The organism is Dactylosporangium darangshiense (assembly GCF_039537565.1).
GTDB classification, from domain to species: Bacteria; Actinomycetota; Actinomycetes; order Mycobacteriales; family Micromonosporaceae; genus Dactylosporangium; species Dactylosporangium darangshiense.
In genome coordinates this window covers 154,159-170,115 of record NZ_BAABAT010000004.1, presented here as the reverse complement: position 1 = coordinate 170,115, position 15,957 = coordinate 154,159, and the positions used below count along the sequence as shown (strand labels likewise).

The following is a 15,957-nucleotide window of genomic DNA, read 5'->3' as shown; positions in this document are numbered from 1 at the left end:
CAAGTTTAGATACGTCGCCGTGTCAGACGCGGCCCCGCACGTATCGGGCGCAGTCGGCCTGCACGTCGTCCCAGCTCAGGCCGAAGGCCTTGGGCGCGGCGTCGCTCAGCGCGAGGCCCTGGCGGGCGGCGTAGTCGAAGAAGTCCAGCAGCTTGTCCTCGCCGAAGCGGTCGGCGAGGCGCTGCAGCGAGAGGTACGCCACGCCGTAGCGGCCGCTGACGTCGGAGGTGCTCGACCCGTCCGGCGGGTCGTCGAGGTCGATCTCGCCCTTCCAGTGCCCGCTGCGCACGTAGGCGCGCACGTCGCCGAGCCCGTCGAACGCCTTGCCGGAGCCCTTCACACGCACGTACTCCGCGATGCCCTCGACCAGCCACCACGTGTGCTCGTAGGCCTTCTCGACCCCGGCCAGCGTCACGACGTGGGTGAACTCGTGGCGCAGCACGTCGAGGGTCTGCCTGGTGTCGACCCGGGCGGCGTTGAGCACGATCTCGGTCACGCTTGCGGTGAGCGGCAGCGCGAAGCCGGCGACCCAGGACTCCTGGTGGATGCCGTACCACGACGACCACTCGTCGGGCCCGGCCAGGTAGACGACGTAGCGCGCCGGCGGCGATCCCCAGCGGGCGAAGGTGTCGGCGAGCGCGGCGGCCTTCTCGGCGGCGGCGAGCATCGAGGGCAGCCGCGAGGCGTACTTCGCGGTGGTCGACATCACCACCCGCTCCCCCACGGCGGCGCGCAGCTCGCTGGCCTCCCACGGGCGCGGCCCGAGGTCCTTGGCGGTGCCGAACTCCAGCAGCGTGACCGCCTTGCCGGAGACGTTCCACCTGGTGGCGGCCTCGAGGCTCATCGGGTCGCAGGTGGTGACGACGAAGCAGTACTTCACCAGCACCGTCACCGTCGCGGTGCCGCCGGCCTCGGCCTTCGGCCGCCCCTCCATCACCGGCTGCCAGACCTTGACCTGCAGCTGGCGCAGCGAGGCGAACCGGCGGGCCAGGTCGTCGCGCAGCGGGCCGGCGGACGGGTCGACGACCTGCAGGAAGGCGTCCTGGTCGCCGGCGAGCAGCGCGGCGCCCTGGTCCTCCAGCGCGAGCTTGATCCGGCCATCGACGGTGGCCGGCGCGGGGCCGCGGCTGGCGCCCGCTCCCGGGCGGTCGGCCGCGGGGTTTGCCCGCCCGCCGGTGCCGCGCCCGTTCCCGCCGCCGAGGCCCTGGCCGGCGACGGGCGGCGCAACCTCGTCGCGGACCGTGGTGTAGGCCAGGGCGGCCGGCGGCGCGAGCAGCACGCATGCGAGGGCCCCGATGAGGGCGAGCTTGATGGTCGTGCTGCGGCGCGGTCCGGGTGCCTGCTCGGGCTCGCGCCGGCGCGGGACGGCGGGGAAGGTCGCGGTGTCGGCGTCGGCGCTACGGCCAGCGTCCGCGTCTCGCCACGCATCCCCTTCCATCACTGCCGGACCGTACGTGAACCCGTCAAGTCGCCGCGTCGCCCATACGGACGAGACCCGGCGGGATGTCGGATAGTAGCCGAATCCCGCCGTCGGTCAGCTCGTTGCTCAGCCGCGCGAGCGCAGGGCGCGGGCCAGGAAGCCGAGGTTGGCCGGGCGCTCGGCGAGGCGGCGCATCATGTACGCGTACCACTGCGTGCCGTAGGGGAGGTAGACCCGCACGGTGTAGCCGGCGCGGGCGAGGCGCAGCTGCTCGTCGGGGCGCACGCCGTAGAGCATCTGGAACTCGAACTCGTCCGGGCTGCGGTCGAACCACTTCGCGCGGTCCTCGCCGATGGCCACCAGGCGCGGGTCGTGTGTGGCGATCATGGGGTACCCGCCGCCGGACATCAGCACGTTCAGGCAGCGCACGTAGGACTTGTCGACGTCGAGGCGGGTCTGGTAGGCCACCGACTCGGGCTCCTTGTATGCGCCCTTGCACAGGCGCACGCGCGAGCCCTCGACGGCCAGCTCCCGGCAGTCGGCCTCGGTGCGGCGCAGGTACGACTGCACGACCGCGCCCGTGGTCGGGAACTCGGCGCGCAGCTGCGCCAGCACGTCCAGCGTCGAGTCCGTCGTCGTGTGGTCCTCGGCGTCGAGCGTGACCGTGGTCCCGGCCTCCGACGCCTTGGCGCAGATCGCCCGGGCGTGCTCGAGCGCGACCTTCTCGTCGAAGACCTGGCCGAGCGCGGAGAGCTTGAGGCTCACCTCCGCTGCCGGGGTCAGCTCGGCGGCGTGCAGGGCGTCGAGGAGCTTGAGGTACTCGTCGCGGGTCGCCTCGGCCTGGTGCGGGTTGGTGGTGTCCTCGCCGAGGTAGTCGATGGTGACGGCGAGGCCGTCGGCAGCCAGCTCGCGAGTGCGCTGTAGCGCCTCGTCCGCCTGCTCCCCGGCGATGAAGCGGCGCACGATGTTGCGGCTGACCGGGGCGGTTTCAACGAGCCGCTCGACCCTGTTTGAGCGGGCGGCGGCGAGAATAGCCGATCTGAGCATGTGCCGAGCGTAGACAGAACTGGAGACGTCCGGTGACGCCCGGTCGCCAGTGTGGCATTTCTTGACTACCTTGGTCGGGTGGACTTCGACGCGTATGCGCGGACCGCCGTCGACATCGTCAACGCGCCGCTCGAAAGCATGCAGGACCTCGCCGCCCTCTTCGGCGAGGACAGTTGGCAGACCGCGGAAGCGACGGAACGCGATCTGATCGCCTTCCGGCGCGCCCGCAAGCGGCTCCGGGAGGTGTTCGAGCACGGCTCCTCCGGCCGTGACGTCGCCGCCGTCGCGGAGCTCAACGCACTCCTCGAGGCATACCCGATGCAACCGCGCATCTCCGGGCACGACACCCACGACTGGCACATGCACGTGACCGGCCGTGGCTCGTCGGTGAGCTCGGAGCTGCTGGCCGGGGCCGCCTGGGGCCTGGCGGTGTGGCTGTGCGAGCACGGCAGCACCCGCTTCGGCGTCTGCGCCGACGAGCGCTGCGGCAACGTGTATCTGGACACGTCCTCGAACTGCTGCCGCCGCTTCTGCTCGGAGCGCTGCGCCACCCGCTCGCACGTCGCGGCCCACCGGGCGCGCAAGCGAGCCGCCGAGACGGGCGCGTCGCTGTCCGGAGCCGTTCCGCCGATCCCCGTGGACGACTCCGACCGGGCGGTCGTAACCGCATAAGTCCTGGAAAACCGCACGGCGCTGGTACCTTTGGGATATCTTGCGTCACGTGGTTCGCTTTACCGCGTGTCCGACAAATCGGACGCGCGGGGTTGGGCGATGCAGGGCCGGCTGTGTGACGTCGCCGGCCCCCGACACCGGGTACGTCACCGGATCACAACGCCCTACAAAGGAGAAACAGCACCATGGCTCAGGGAACCGTGAAGTGGTTCAACGCTGAGAAGGGCTTCGGCTTCATCAGCGTCGACGGCGGCAACGACGTCTTCGTCCACTTCTCCGCGATCGTCGCAGACGGCTATCGCAGCCTCGAAGAGAACCAGCGCGTCGAATTCGAGATCAAGCAGGGCCCCAAGGGCCCGCAGGCCGAGTCCGTCCGCAGAATATAGAAGCTCGCCGCAATCGCACCCCCTCGAACTCGAGACCACCTCGGCCGCGTCCGCTGCGCCCCCTCAGGGTGCGATGGGCGCGGCCGAGTGCGTAGCGGCGTTTTCTCTCCACGATCACGCGTTTTCGGCCCTCCTAGGGGCCGGTTTTCCATGATCGTGGAGAGAAAATGCGGACTGCGGCAGACGGCCCTGCGGGTATGACCGCAACCCCGCAGCGCTGTCGGCGTGACCCGCGCCGGGGTCAGGCGACCGGGGACGGGGTCGTCAGGTGCTGGCGGGCGAAGCGCAGTGACTCGGCCAGATCCGCCTCGCGCTCGCTGCGGCTGCCCGCCTTGCGGGTGCCGACCTCGACCGCGACCGAGCCCGTGAAGCCGCGGGCGTGCAGCGACGTCAGCAGCTGGGCGCAGGGCTGGTTGCCGCGGCCCGGCACCAGGTGCTCGTCCTTCCCCTTGCCCGTGCCGTCGCCCAGGTGGACGTGTGCCAGGTTGCCGGCCATCGTGTCGGCCAGCGCGATCGCGTCCGTGCGTGACGCGGCGCAGTGCGACAGGTCCAGCGTGTAGGCGTCGAAGCCGGTCAAGGTGGGGTCCCAGCCGGGCGCGTAAGGGACGAACTCGCGGCCCACGCCGCGCAGCGGGAACATGTTCTCCACGGCGAAGCGGATGTGCGGGAACTGGCGGCCCAGGCGCAGCAGGCCCGACTGGAACGTCCGGGCGTAGTCGCGCTGCCAGGCGAACGGCGGGTGCACCACGACCGTGTCCGCGCCCAGCGTGTCGGCGAGCTCGGCCGCGCGGCGCAGGCGCTCCCACGGGTCGGGGCTCCACACCCGCTGCGTGACCATGAGGCACGGGGCGTGCACCGAACGTACGGACACGCCGTAGTGCCGGGAGAGGCCGACCAGCGCGCCGGCGTCCTGGCTCACGGCGTCGGACCAGACCATGACCTCGACGCCGTCGTAGCCGAGCGCGGCGGCCATCTCGAAGCCGGCCGCGGTCGGCTCGGGGAAGACAGAGGAGGTGGACAAGAGGACCGGCACTTGACGACTCACACCACCAGGCTAGCCCGACCCAGGTAGCGTCTCCTGTCGATCAACTCGACTCCAGTACTTCCAGGCGGCGAAGAATCACCCCTTCGCGCAGGGCCCAGGGGCAGATCTCGACCTCGTCGATGCCCAGAGTCCGCATGGTGACCTCGGCTACCACGGCGCCGGCGAGGATCTGGTGTGCGCGGCCGGGGCTCACGCCGTCGATCTCGGCCAGGCCCGAGGACGGGATGCGGCGGATGAAGGACAGGACCTGGTGCAGGCCGGTGCGGGTCAGGCGGCGCGGTGCGCGCGGGCCGGCGCCCGACGGGGCCGCGCCGGCCAGGCGGGCCAGGGTGCGGAAGGTCTTCGAGGTCGCGACCGGGCGGTCCCAGCCGCCGGCCATCAGGCGCATGGCGGTCTTGCCGACCTCCGCCTCCACGTGCTCGCACAGCGCCTCGACGGAGGCGGGCGTGGGCGGGTCGCCCTGCAACCGTTCACGAGTCAGGCGGCCGGCTCCCAGGGGTACCGACAAAGCCACATCGGGCTCCTCGTCGATTCCCGCCGCCAGCTCGAGGGATCCGCCGCCGATGTCCATGACCAGCAGGCGACCGGACGACCAGCCGAACCAGCGGCGCACGGCCAGGAACGTCATGATGGCCTCGGCCTCGCCGGAGAGCACCTGCAGGTCGACGCCGGTCTCCTCGCGCACACGCTTGAGGACGCGGGCGGAGTTCTTCGCGTCGCGGACCGCGGAGGTGGCGAAGGCGAGCAGGTCGTCGGTCTCCAGGCGGGCGGCGGCGTCGCGCGCCTGCGCGACCGAGGCGATGAGGCTGTCGGCGCCGGACCTGGTCAGGTCGCCGTCCTTGCCGATGCGCTCGGCCAGGCGCAGCTCCGCCTTCTGCGAGTGTGCCGGCCACGGGTGCGCGCCGTGGTGTGCGTCCACCACGAGCAGATGGACCGTGTTGGAGCCCACATCGAGCACGCCGAGTCGCATCCGTAAACCGTAGCTGCGTGGGGTTTCGGCGCGGTGCGCAGGACGGCGTACGCTATTTCGAATGGACATTCACGTCGAGGTCGAGGTCCCGGGCGACATCCAGAGCGATCCGGACGACCCGCGCAGTCTCGAGGTCGACCTCGACTTCCCGCGCGAGTGGGTGGAGTTCGCCGACCCGGCCGACGCCGACCACCTCGTCCGCGCGGACCTGACGTGGCTGCTGTCCAACTGGACGTGTATCTACGGCCGCGGGTGCCACGGCATCATCGAGGGCCGCGCGGAGGAGGGCTGCTGCTCGCACGGCGCCTTCTTCACCGACGAGGACGACCAGGAGCGGGTGCGCGCCGCGGCGAAGAAGCTGACCGCCGAGCACTGGCAGTACTACCGCCGGGGCTTCAAGCGGTACACCGAGATGGACACGATCGACGGCAAGAACAAGGCGCTGCGCACGGCCACGCGCCCGGGCGGCGGCTGCGTGTTCCAGAACGACCCGGACTTCCCGGGCGGCGGCGGCTGCGCGCTGCACGGCCAGGCGCTGCGCGACGGCGTGCACCCGCTGGAGTACAAGCCGGACGTGTGCTGGCAGCTGCCGGTGCGCCGCGACCAGGACTGGCGCAAGCGCCCGGACGGCACGAAGGTGCTCGTCTCGACGCTCGGTGAGTTCGACCGCCGCGGCTGGGGCGAGGGCGGGCACGACCTGCACTGGTGGTGCACCTCGTCGCCGGAGGCGCATGTCGGCACGAAGCGGATGTACCAGGAGTACGAGCCCGAGCTGACGGCGCTGATCGGCAAGCCGGCCTACGCCCGGCTGGCGGAGCTGTGCGCGGCCCGTGCCGAGCAGGGCATGATCGCGCCGCACCCGGCGACGACCGCGGCGCTAAAGCTCATCCCCATTCGACCGATCTGAGTGCTGATCCGAGTGCGACTGATCTGAGCGCGAGCGGGCCTTGCGGGCCCGGGCGACCAGCGAGTAGCCGACGGCCACCAGCGACAGCCCGATGAGGATGCTCGGCACCGAGGCACGCCAGCTCGTGCGGTAGAGCGCCGTCCACGCCGAGCTTCCCGCCAGCAGCAGGCCGATGACCATCATGAGCATGCCGGCCGGGCCGGTATTGAAGCTGCGCACCGGCGAGAACGCTACGGCAGGCCGGCGGCCCGCGCGGCAGACTCCTCGAGTCTCGCCCGGGTGAGTTGCGTCCTGCGCCCGTGCGATGCAGGGGCGCAGGACGTAACCGCGAATCCGTGGCGAATGCGGGCCGGCCGGGCCTACGGCTCGAACTTGTACCCGAGGCCGCGCACGGTGACGATGTACCGCGGCGCCGAGGGCTCCGGCTCGATCTTCGAGCGCAACCGCTTGACGTGCACGTCGAGGGTCTTGGTGTCGCCAACGTAGTCGGCGCCCCAGACGCGGTCGATCAGCTGGCCGCGGGTCAGCACCCGCCCGGCGTTGCGCAGCAGCAGCTCGAGCAGCTCGAACTCCTTCAGCGGCAGCTGCACCGCGTCGCCGGCGACGGTGACGACGTGCCGGTCGACGTCCATGCGGACCGGGCCGGCCGACAGCGTCGGCGGCGCGAGCTCGCCGACCGCGTCGACCTGGCGACGCAGCACCGCGCGGATGCGCGCCACGAGCTCGCGGGGCGAGTACGGCTTGGTGACGTAGTCGTCGGCGCCGATCTCCAGGCCGACCACCTTGTCGATCTCGCTGTCCCGCGCCGTGATCATGATGATCGGCACATTGGACTTCTGCCGCATCTGCCGGCACACCTCGGTGCCGGACATCTCGGGCAGCATCAGGTCGAGCAGGACGATGTCCGCGCCGGTGCGGTCGAACTCGGTCAGCGCCTCGGTGCCGGTCGCCGCGATGGAGACCTCGAAGCCCTCTCGACGGAGCATGTACGACAACGGGTCGGAGATCGATTCTTCATCCTCGACCACGAGTACGCGCGCCAACGTGCTGTCCTTTCGTAGCTGCCGGGGAGCCGCACTGCGCTGCGAACCGCGGGTGGAAGATTGCTGTTGCATAACGATCATGGGGCCCCTCCGATCTCAACTGACGGCGGTAGCGACAACGCGGCCTCTGTCGGACGCGAGGGCAGCCGCAACGTGAACGTCGAGCCAACTCCTACGGTGCTGGTCACCGTGACCCGGCCACCGTGGTTGGTCGAGATGTGCTTGACGATCGCGAGGCCCAGCCCGGTGCCGCCAGTGGCCCGGGAGCGCGCCCGATCGGCGCGGTAGAACCGCTCGAAGATGCGGTCGATGTCGCGCGGCTCGATGCCGATGCCCTGGTCGGCGACGGCAATCTCGACGAGGCCGTTGTCCTCCCGCGTGGTGACCGTCACCGTCGTGCGCTCCGGCGAGTACGCGATCGCGTTCTCCACCAGGTTGACCACCGCCGTGACGAGCTGGTTCTCGTTGCCGTACACGGTCAGCCCGCGCACGCCGGTGAAGCGCAGCTCGATCTCCTTGACCGAGGCCGGGGTCTTGGCCCGGTCGAGCACCTCGGCGGTGATCTTGTCGACGTCGACCGGCTCCGGCTGGGGCAGCGGCTCGGCGCCCTGCAGCCGGGAGAGCTCCAGCAACTCGGAGACGAGCCGGCCCAGCCGCGCCGACTCGTGCTTGATGCGCTCGGCGAACCGGATCGCGGCGGCCGGGTCCTTGTCGGTGGCGTCCAGCAGCGCCTCGGCGAGCAGCTGCAGCGCGCCCACGGGGGTCTTGAGCTCGTGGCTCACGTTGGCGACGAAGTCACGGCGCACCCGCGCGACGCGGTGCGCCTCGGTCACGTCGGCGGCCTCGATCGCGACCCGGCCGGAGCCGAGCGCGACGGCGCGGACGTTGACCCCGAGGGGCTCGCCGTGCGTCAGGCGGGGCAGGTCGAGCTCGACGACGCGGGTGATGCCCGTGCGCCGCACCTGACCGGCGAGGGTGCGCACGATCGTGTGCGCCTCCTCGATGGCATCCGAGCCGACCTGGCGCTGGCGGACGAGACCCATCTCCCGTGCCGCCGCGTTGGCGAGCACGGGCCTGTCGCCCTCGTCGAGCACGAGAACCCCGACCTGCAGCGCGTCGAGGACCTCGGCCACGGCCGGGCCCTCGGTCTTCGGCTGCCGGAACTTCCAATCCACGCTCCGATGGTAGGAGACCCGCTACCGCATCCAGAGCACACGGAGGTACGAATCGGGCTCAAGACGTCCAGTGTTCACCGTGCTGGCGGTCACTGTTCATCGGCACGACCGGCTTCTGGCCCTATGTTGGGGTACAAAACGATTGGAGTTCTATGCGCGACGAATACCGTGCCGATCTGCTGCAGGTCAACAAGCTGCTGGTGTGGATGGCCGACGCGGTGCGCTCGGCGATGAAGCGGGCCACCAACGCCCTGCTCAACGCCGACCAGACCGACGCGGAAGAGGTCATCGCCCGCGACGCCGAGGTCAACGCGCTCTATCGGCTCGTCGAGGACAAGGTGTACGACCTGTGCGCCCGCCAGGCCCCGGTCGCCTCCGACCTGCGGCTGCTGCTCACGGCGCTACACCTGGCCGCGGACCTGGAGCGGATGGGCGACCTCGCCGACCACGTGGCGAAGACGGCGCTGCGCCGCCACCCCGCCCGGGCCGTGCCGGAGCCGCTGGTCGAGACGTTCGAGCAGATGGGCGAGGTCGCCGACCGGATCGCCGGCAAGATCTCCAGCGCCATTTCCAACCTCGACATCGTCGCCGCCGCGCAGCTCGAGCGCGACGACGACGCGATGGACAAGCTGCACACGGGCCTCTTCGGGATCATGTTCAGCCCGCAGTGGACCGAGGACACCGAGTCCGCCGTCGACTCGGCGCTGCTGGGGCGCTTCTACGAGCGCTACGCCGACCACGCCGTGAACGCCGGCCGGCACGTGGTGTTCCTCGTCACGGGCGAGACCTTGGACACCCGGGAGCGGTAACGAAGGATTGGAGGGGGCTCGAGGCCCCCTCCAACGCACTATCGGCCCTGGTTGGCCACCGCGGCGGCCGCCTCCTTGGCCGCCTCCGGGTCCAGGTAGGTCCCGCCGGCCGTGATCGGCTTCAGCGCCGCGTCCAGGTCGTAGCGCAGCGGGATGCCCGTCGGGATGTTGAGCTTGGCGATCGCCTCGTCGGAGATGCCGTCGAGGTGCTTGACCAGCGCCCGCAGCGAGTTGCCGTGCGCGGCGACGAGGACCGTCTTGCCTTCCAGCAGCTGCGGGACGATCCGGTCGTACCAGTACGGCAGCATCCGCGCCACGACGTCCTTGAGGCACTCGGTGCGCGGGCGCAGCTCCGGCGGCAGCGCCGCGTAGCGCGGGTCGCCCGCCTGCGACCACTCGTCGTCGTCGGCGATGGGCGGCGGGGGCGTGTCGTAGGAGCGGCGCCAGAGCATGAACTGCTCCTCGCCGAACTCCTCCAGCGTCTGCTTCTTGTTCTTGCCCTGCAGAGCGCCGTAGTGCCGCTCGTTGAGCCGCCAGCTGCGCTGGACGGGAATCCAGTGCCGGTCGGCGGTGTGCAGGGCGATCTCGCTGGTACGGATGGCACGGCGCAGCACTGACGTGTGCACCACATCCGGCAGCAGACCGGACTCACGGATCAGCTCGCCGCCCCGACGGGCCTCGGCCTCTCCCTGGGCGCTGAGGTCCACGTCGACCCAGCCGGTGAACAGGTTCTTGGCGTTCCACTCGCTCTCACCGTGCCGCAAGAGCACCAGTGTCCCGACTTCGCTCATGACCTCATCCTCTCGTACCGAATCACTTCGACATCACAGGGCCGGGATGTAAGGATGCGAGACCGTGGCACTCATTACGGAAAAACAACGCCTGCCGAGCCAGTTCTGGGTGCTGTGGGCGGCCACGCTGATCAACCGAGCCGGCGGGTTCGTCATCATCTTCCTGGCGATCTACCTGACCACCCAGCGCGGCTTCAGCGAGTCCGCGGCGGGCCTGGCCATCGGCCTGTACGGCGTCGGCGGTGCGATCGGCGTGACGGTCGGCGGGCACCTGGCCGACCGCTGGGGCCGCCGCCCGGCCGCGCTGCTGTCGCTCGGCACGTCCGCGGTGCTCATGCTGGTGCTCGGCCTGGCACGCGGGCCGGTCGAGATCGTCGCCGCCGCCGTGCTGCTCGGCGCGGCCGCCGAGTCCGCCCGCCCGCCACTGGGCGCCATGATCGCCGACATCGTGCCCGACGGGCAGCGGATGCGGGCGTTCAGCACCTACTACTGGGCCATCAACCTCGGTTTCGCTGTCGCCGCGGTCGTGGCCGGCTTCGCCGCGCAGGCCGGGTACTTCGCGCTCTTCGCCGGCGACGCCGCCACCACCGCGGCCGCGGCGCTGCTCATCGCGTGGCGCATCCGCGAGACCCGCCCGGCGCTCGCACCGCACGAGGAGCACGAGCGCGGCGGCCTGCGCACCGTGCTGCGCGACCGGGTGTTCCTCGGCTTCGTCGCCTGCAACCTGCTCATCGCGCTGGTGATGCTGCAGCACATGTCGATGCTGCCCCTGGCGATGATCGCCGACGGCCTGCCGAGCCGCACGTTCGGCCTGGTCATCGCGTTCAACGGGGTGCTCATCGTGGCCGGGCAGATGGGCGTGAGCCGGCTGCTGTCGACCCGGCGGCCGGCGTATGTGATGCCGGTCTCGGCGGTGCTGATCGGGCTCGGGTTCGGGCTCACGGCGTTCGCGCACACGCCGCTGCTGTACGCCGGGACGGTCCTGGTCTGGACGGCGGGCGAAATGCTCAACGCCCCGTCCAACTCGGCCCTGCTCGCCGGGCTGTCGCCGGTCAGCATGCGCGGGCGCTACCAGGGCTTCTTCGGCCTGTCCTGGCAGCTGGCGTCGTTCCTGGCGCCGACGCTGGGCGGCCTGGTGCGCGACCTGCGCGGCAACACGGCGCTCTGGCTGGGCTGCTTCGGCGCGACGCTTGTGGCCGCCGCCTGGAGCCTGTCGTCGGCGCGGGCCCGCGAGCGGCGCGTGGCGGCCCTGGCCCCTCCGGCGGCCGAGAACGCGCTGGTTAAGATCTAACTGTTAGGAGCCTTAACAAAGGAGTTCGCACGTGCGCAGCTGGTACCGGTCGACCGTCGGCGGGCTCCCCAGGCTGTACTGGTACCTCTGGACCGGCATGCTCATCAACCGCGTCGGCGGCTTCGTCGCGCTGGTCCTGTCGCTGTACCTCACCTCCGCGCGCCACCTGTCGGTGCCGGTCGCCGGCCTGGTCGTCGGCGCGTACGGCATCGGCGGCATCGCCGGCGTGCTGTGCGGCGGCGTGCTGGCCGACCGCTGGGGCCGCCGCTCGACGCTGCTGCTGGCCCACTTCGGCGCCGTCGCGGTGCTGTCGGGCCTGATCTTCGCCCGCCCGATCCCGCTCATCGCCGGGCTCGCGGCCCTGCTGGGCCTGATGCACTCCATGCCGGGCCCGGCGTTCGTGGCCGCGATCGTGGACGTGACACCGGCGGACGACCGCAGCCGCGCGTTCAACCTGCAGTTCTGGGCGTTCAACCTCGGCATGGCGGTCGCTTCGGTGCTCGCCGGCGCCCTCGCCGAGGTGAGCTTCACGCTGCTGTTCACCGTCGACGCGGCCGGCACCCTGCTGACGGCTCTGCTGATCCTGTGGAAGGTGCGCGAGACGCGCCCGGCGCACCGGGTCTCGTCGGCGCGCCCGGCGGGCGGGCTGCACACGGCGCTGACCGACCGCGCGTACATGTCGTTCGTCGGCCTGTCGCTGCTGCTGGCGATCCTCTCGACGCAGACGTCGACGATCCTGCCGCTGGCGATCACCGGCGACGGCCTGCGCCCGTCGGTGTACGGCTCGGTCGTCGCCTACGCCGCGCTGCTCATCGTCATCGGCCAGCTCTTCGTGCCGCGCCTCATCGACCGCTGGCGCAAGGGCACCGCGCTCGCCATCGCCAACGTGTTCCTGGGCCTGGGCTTCGCCGCCGTGTCGCTCGCCGACGGCGTGGCCGGCTACCTGGCCGCCGCGTCGGTGTGGACGATCGGCTCGATGATCGCCGCACCGCCGAACGCCGCCGTCATCGCCGAGCTCTCCCCGGAGGCGCTGCGCGGGCGGTACCAGAGCGTGTTCTATCTCACCTTCCCGGCCGCGAGCTTCATCGCTCCCGCGGCGGGCGGCGTCAGCCTGCAGTACCTCGGCAATTGGCACTGGATCGTCTGCGGCTCGCTCGGCCTGCTCGCTGCCGCCGGCCACCTGCTGATCCAGCCGGCCCGCGAACGCCGGGTGGCCGAGCAGTTGGAGGCGGAAAGGTTTGCGGTGCCCGTCGCCGGGTAGTCACCTCGCTTCCACGACGGCGGGAGGCGTGACTTGGACGGCTTGTCGGCGACCCTGGAGCCAACATCACCGGACACGGTCGTCATCCGCTTGGCCGGCGAGCTGGACATCGCCACCCGCGAGCAGGTCACGGAGGCCGTGCAGGCGGTGCTGCCGGTCTTCCGGCCCGACGCCCTGGTCCTGGACCTCGACGCCGTCACCCTGCTGGACTCGGCCGGCATCGGCGCCCTGGTGAGCTGCTGGAAGCTCGCCAACGGCGCCGGCTGCACCCTGCGTCTGCGCAACCCGCGCCCGTTGGCGTACGCCCAGCTGGAGCTGACGGGCCTGCTGGACGTCTTCGCCCTGCCGCGCGCCTAGAGGGTGCCGTCGTACTTCGCGGCGCCTGCGGCGGTGGCGTCGGAGCGCAGGCGGGAGCGGGCCGAGGCGTCGCCGTAGAGGCTGTAGCGGAAGAAGTCGAGGGTGGTCTTCGTGACCGCGGTGGCGGCCGGGGTGGTGCCCCACAGCGCCGCGCCGTGGTCGCCGCCGAGCAGCGTCAGGAACGCCTTCGGCCACGTGCAGGCGTCGTAGAGGGATTTTCCGCTGCTGTACGGCACGGTGGCGTCGGCGTCGCCGTGTATGAAGAGGACCGGCGTGGCGGCGCCGGAGAACTTGCCGCCCATGGAGCCGCCCGAGACGATGATCGCGCCCTTGAGGCGGGCGTCGCGGGTGTTGCCGGACAGCAGGCCGGCGGTGGTGTAGCCGCCCGCCGAGTGGCCGGCGGCGCCGACGTGGGCGGTGTCGATGCGGCCGGCGAGCGGCGAGCCGGCCTGCGCGTCGAGCTTGAGGACCTCGGTGATGACGGCGGAGGCGTCGGCGGGCTGGTTGGCCATGTCGTTCTGGTTGAACGGGTTGGCCTTGTCGTTGGTGAACGGGTACGCGGGCGCGGCGACGACGAAGCCGGCGGCGGCGATCTTCTGAGTGACGCCCTGGTACCCCTCCGGCGACCCGTGCAGCCCGTGACTCCACAGCACCAGCGGGTAGCGGCCGGCGGTCTTCGGGTACAGCACCATGGTCCGCAATGTCCGCCCGGCGCGCGTGAACGTGAACTGCGCCGTGGCGACGGCGAACGTCTGCGTCGGCGCCTTCCCGGATGCGCCGCCCGCGGTCTTCGTCGCGCCCGCAGAGGCCCCCGCGGCCGACAGCCCGCTGAGCCCGGACTCCCCAGGATCGACGGACGCACCGCCGAGCACATCGGTGGAGACGGTTGGTGCGGCTTCCGCGTCGGCCGGCGTCGAACCGTCGGCTGCCTTGCTGCCGCATCCGGCGAGACCCGCCAGAAGAATGGTGGCGGCGAGAAGACGCATGGGCGCAACGCGCATGCGAGGAAATTACGGCTGTCGAGCCGGGCGCGTCTTTACGCGCGCCTTAAGTTTCGAACTCGCCCGGCGGCAGCGGGTGCGGTGCACCCCCAGTCCACGGCACCCGCTGTGTGCCGCCGGTTGCAGTGACGCGCCCCGCCCGGACACGTCACCGCGAGTGGGCCTTTCGGCCCGAACACCCCCGCCGCTCCCCAACTTCAGGAATCGCCGGATCCGAAGCCGACGTTACGCGGGCGATGAATCGAGCGACAAGTAACAGCGCTGTCGGCTCGCTCACACACCCGAAATAATCGAAATCAATCGAAATGTTGGGCCTTCGGCCACAGCTCAGCCCACGTGAGCTTCCGATCGCGGCAGACGTAGACGCGAGCTGTTTGCTCCTCGTTGTCCACGCCGTAACCATTGTCGAGGGCGGCCTTGGTCTCGCACGAGCCGAAGTACGTCTGGTGCAGCGGGCCGTCGCCCTCGGTCACCCACACCACGACCGTCGCCGACTCGGGCGGCGGGCCGAGGTACCACAGCTCGTTCTGTCCACTGTAGACATCCGGTAGGCCCTGAGGCTTGCCGTAGCGGTCCAGGGCGCCGGCCTCGCCGTAGTTGCCGGCGAACAGGACCGCGTGCGCCTTGTCCTCGGCCGGCAGCGCGTCGTAGACCGCCTTGACCTGCGCCACGTACTGCGGCCATCCGATCTCGTCCGCGATGCCGATGTTGACCGAAGGGATCGGCGTCTTGGCGATGACCGTGATCGGCAGCACCGGCAGCGACGAGAGGACGGCCACGCCGCAGTTGACGACGACCGCTGCGAGCAGCAGCCCGCGCCGGGCCCGGCTCTCGCGCAGCCAGCGCACGGTCGGCACGGCGCCGATGGCGAACAGGGCGGCCAGGAGGCCGAAGCTGTAGTACGGCTGCCCGGCGATGACGAAGAGCACCACGATCATCAGCGGATAGGCGATCGCGAACGCCCGCACCGGGCGCAGTTCGGTCCGGCGCAGCAGGGTCACGATCCCAGCGATCCAGACCGGCACGAACAGCGGCCCGAGCCACAGCAGCTGCAACGGCACCAGCGTGATCCGGGCATCGTCGCCCTTGTTCTTGGCCAGCGCGCCGGCCATGGAGATCTGCGGGAAGTCGTTGGCGATCTGGTACAGCAGGTTGGGCAGCCCCACCACTACCGCGATCCCCGCCCCGGCCCACAGCCACTTGGACAGCAGCACCTTGCGCGGCCCCACGACGAGCAGCCCGGCCGCGAACGTCAGCAGCAGCAGGATCACGAGATGCTTGTTGTACAGCGCCAGCCCGGCGAACAGGCCCGCCAGCAGGTAGTACCGCGGCCGCTCCCGCAGCAGGGCGCGCATCAGGCACAGGATGACCAGCAGCCACATGACGAGGTCGGGCGCCGCGGTGATCGTGATGTGCCCGGCCGTGAGCGGGAAGGTGGTCCACACGCCCGCGGCGGCCAGGCTCTGCGCCAGCGCACCGCCGCCGATCTCCCGCGCCACGAAGGCGAGCAGGATCGAGGCGGCCGCGATGAACAGCACGCCGGGAATGCGGATCGCCCACACGGTGTCGCCGAAGACCTGCGTGCACAGGTTCACCAGCAGCGGTGTGAACGGCGGCTGGTCGACGTAGCCCCACTTGGGGTGGGCCCCGACCATGCGGAAGTACAGCTCGTCGCGGTGATAGTCGTATCGGTTGATGGTGAGCAGCAGAGCCAGCGCCGCACCGCCGGCGACAGCGCCGACGGGCTTCCACGCAAGGGGGGATCGCTCGATCACACCCGTG

General features: G+C 70.9%; 16 protein-coding genes and 1 pseudogene. 7 read left to right on the top strand and 10 right to left on the bottom strand.

What is annotated here, in order from left to right; genetic code table 11:
• Positions 1–22: 22 nt before the first annotated feature.
• The gene (locus ABD901_RS10630; RefSeq protein WP_345124587.1) at positions 23–1,438 is read right to left on the bottom strand and encodes a basic secretory protein-like protein; all 1,416 of its coding nucleotides are present in this window, start codon (positions 1,436–1,438) and stop codon (positions 23–25) included.
• A gap of 108 nt (positions 1,439–1,546) precedes the next feature.
• Positions 1,547–2,467 carry a proline dehydrogenase family protein gene (locus ABD901_RS10625; RefSeq protein WP_345123917.1) on the bottom strand — a complete coding sequence of 307 codons (921 nt, stop codon included), beginning with the start codon at positions 2,465–2,467 and terminating at the stop codon, positions 1,547–1,549.
• A 78-nt stretch (positions 2,468–2,545) separates the two neighbouring features.
• On the opposite strand from ABD901_RS10625, the gene ABD901_RS10620 reads away from it, so the two are divergent.
• The gene (locus tag ABD901_RS10620) at positions 2,546–3,139 is read left to right on the top strand and encodes a CGNR zinc finger domain-containing protein (protein ID WP_345123915.1); all 594 of its coding nucleotides are present in this window, start codon (positions 2,546–2,548) and stop codon (positions 3,137–3,139) included.
• Positions 3,140–3,324: 185 nt separating this feature from the next.
• Positions 3,325–3,525 (top strand): cold-shock protein, encoded by a 201-nt coding sequence (locus tag ABD901_RS10615; RefSeq protein ID WP_345123913.1) that lies wholly within the window; start codon positions 3,325–3,327, stop codon positions 3,523–3,525.
• Between the two features lie 241 nt (positions 3,526–3,766).
• On the opposite strand, the gene ABD901_RS10610 is transcribed toward ABD901_RS10615, so the two are convergent.
• Together ABD901_RS10610 and ABD901_RS10605 are read right to left on the bottom strand one after the other, a co-directional pair.
• On the bottom strand, positions 3,767–4,570 hold the full coding sequence (locus ABD901_RS10610) for a sugar phosphate isomerase/epimerase family protein (protein WP_345123911.1): 804 nt from the start codon (positions 4,568–4,570) through the stop codon (positions 3,767–3,769).
• Positions 4,571–4,610: 40 nt separating this feature from the next.
• Positions 4,611–5,540: a Ppx/GppA phosphatase family protein gene (locus ABD901_RS10605; protein WP_345123908.1), complete on the bottom strand. Its 930-nt coding sequence runs from the start codon at positions 5,538–5,540 to the stop codon at positions 4,611–4,613.
• A 61-nt stretch (positions 5,541–5,601) separates the two neighbouring features.
• On the opposite strand from ABD901_RS10605, the gene ABD901_RS10600 reads away from it, so the two are divergent.
• Positions 5,602–6,447, top strand: coding sequence for a DUF3109 family protein (locus ABD901_RS10600; protein WP_345123905.1), 846 nt, complete (start codon positions 5,602–5,604; stop codon positions 6,445–6,447).
• Here ABD901_RS10600 and ABD901_RS10595 read toward each other — a convergent pair.
• The 3 genes and pseudogenes from ABD901_RS10595 to ABD901_RS10585 all read right to left on the bottom strand — a co-directional run.
• Entirely contained in the window at positions 6,418–6,666 is a 249-nt protein-coding gene (locus ABD901_RS10595; RefSeq protein ID WP_345123904.1) for a hypothetical protein, read from the bottom strand. The two genes, ABD901_RS10600 and ABD901_RS10595, sit on opposite strands and share 30 nt — an antisense overlap.
• A gap of 140 nt (positions 6,667–6,806) precedes the next feature.
• A complete protein-coding gene (locus ABD901_RS10590) occupies positions 6,807–7,490 on the bottom strand; it encodes a winged helix-turn-helix domain-containing protein (protein WP_345123903.1) in 684 nt (227 codons plus the stop codon).
• Positions 7,491–7,567: 77 nt separating this feature from the next.
• Positions 7,568–8,611: pseudogene (locus tag ABD901_RS10585) on the bottom strand (ATP-binding protein); the annotation flags it as partial.
• A 206-nt stretch (positions 8,612–8,817) separates the two neighbouring features.
• Here ABD901_RS10585 and phoU point away from each other — a divergent pair.
• Positions 8,818–9,474: a phosphate signaling complex protein PhoU gene (gene phoU / locus ABD901_RS10580; RefSeq protein WP_345123901.1), complete on the top strand. Its 657-nt coding sequence runs from the start codon at positions 8,818–8,820 to the stop codon at positions 9,472–9,474.
• 38 nt (positions 9,475–9,512) lie between these two features.
• Here the strand turns inward: phoU and ABD901_RS10575 are convergent, their stop codons facing one another.
• Positions 9,513–10,265: a phosphoglyceromutase gene (locus tag ABD901_RS10575; protein ID WP_345123899.1), complete on the bottom strand. Its 753-nt coding sequence runs from the start codon at positions 10,263–10,265 to the stop codon at positions 9,513–9,515.
• A 64-nt stretch (positions 10,266–10,329) separates the two neighbouring features.
• Between ABD901_RS10575 and ABD901_RS10570 the strand changes: the two genes are divergently transcribed.
• The 3 genes from ABD901_RS10570 to ABD901_RS10560 are packed head-to-tail and all read left to right on the top strand — an operon-like array spanning position 10,330 to position 13,174.
• On the top strand, positions 10,330–11,556 hold the full coding sequence (locus ABD901_RS10570) for an MDR family MFS transporter (RefSeq protein WP_345123897.1): 1,227 nt from the start codon (positions 10,330–10,332) through the stop codon (positions 11,554–11,556).
• Between the two features lie 31 nt (positions 11,557–11,587).
• Positions 11,588–12,817 carry an MDR family MFS transporter gene (locus tag ABD901_RS10565; protein WP_345123894.1) on the top strand — a complete coding sequence of 410 codons (1,230 nt, stop codon included), beginning with the start codon at positions 11,588–11,590 and terminating at the stop codon, positions 12,815–12,817.
• 33 nt (positions 12,818–12,850) lie between these two features.
• On the top strand, positions 12,851–13,174 hold the full coding sequence (locus ABD901_RS10560) for an STAS domain-containing protein (protein WP_345123892.1): 324 nt from the start codon (positions 12,851–12,853) through the stop codon (positions 13,172–13,174).
• Here the strand turns inward: ABD901_RS10560 and ABD901_RS10555 are convergent.
• On the bottom strand, positions 13,171–14,175 hold the full coding sequence (locus ABD901_RS10555) for an alpha/beta hydrolase family protein (RefSeq protein ID WP_345123890.1): 1,005 nt from the start codon (positions 14,173–14,175) through the stop codon (positions 13,171–13,173). The two genes, ABD901_RS10560 and ABD901_RS10555, sit on opposite strands and share 4 nt — an antisense overlap.
• A gap of 296 nt (positions 14,176–14,471) precedes the next feature.
• Positions 14,472–15,950 carry a glycosyltransferase family 39 protein gene (locus tag ABD901_RS10550; protein WP_345123887.1) on the bottom strand — a complete coding sequence of 493 codons (1,479 nt, stop codon included), beginning with the start codon at positions 15,948–15,950 and terminating at the stop codon, positions 14,472–14,474.
• Positions 15,951–15,957 lie beyond the last annotated feature (7 nt).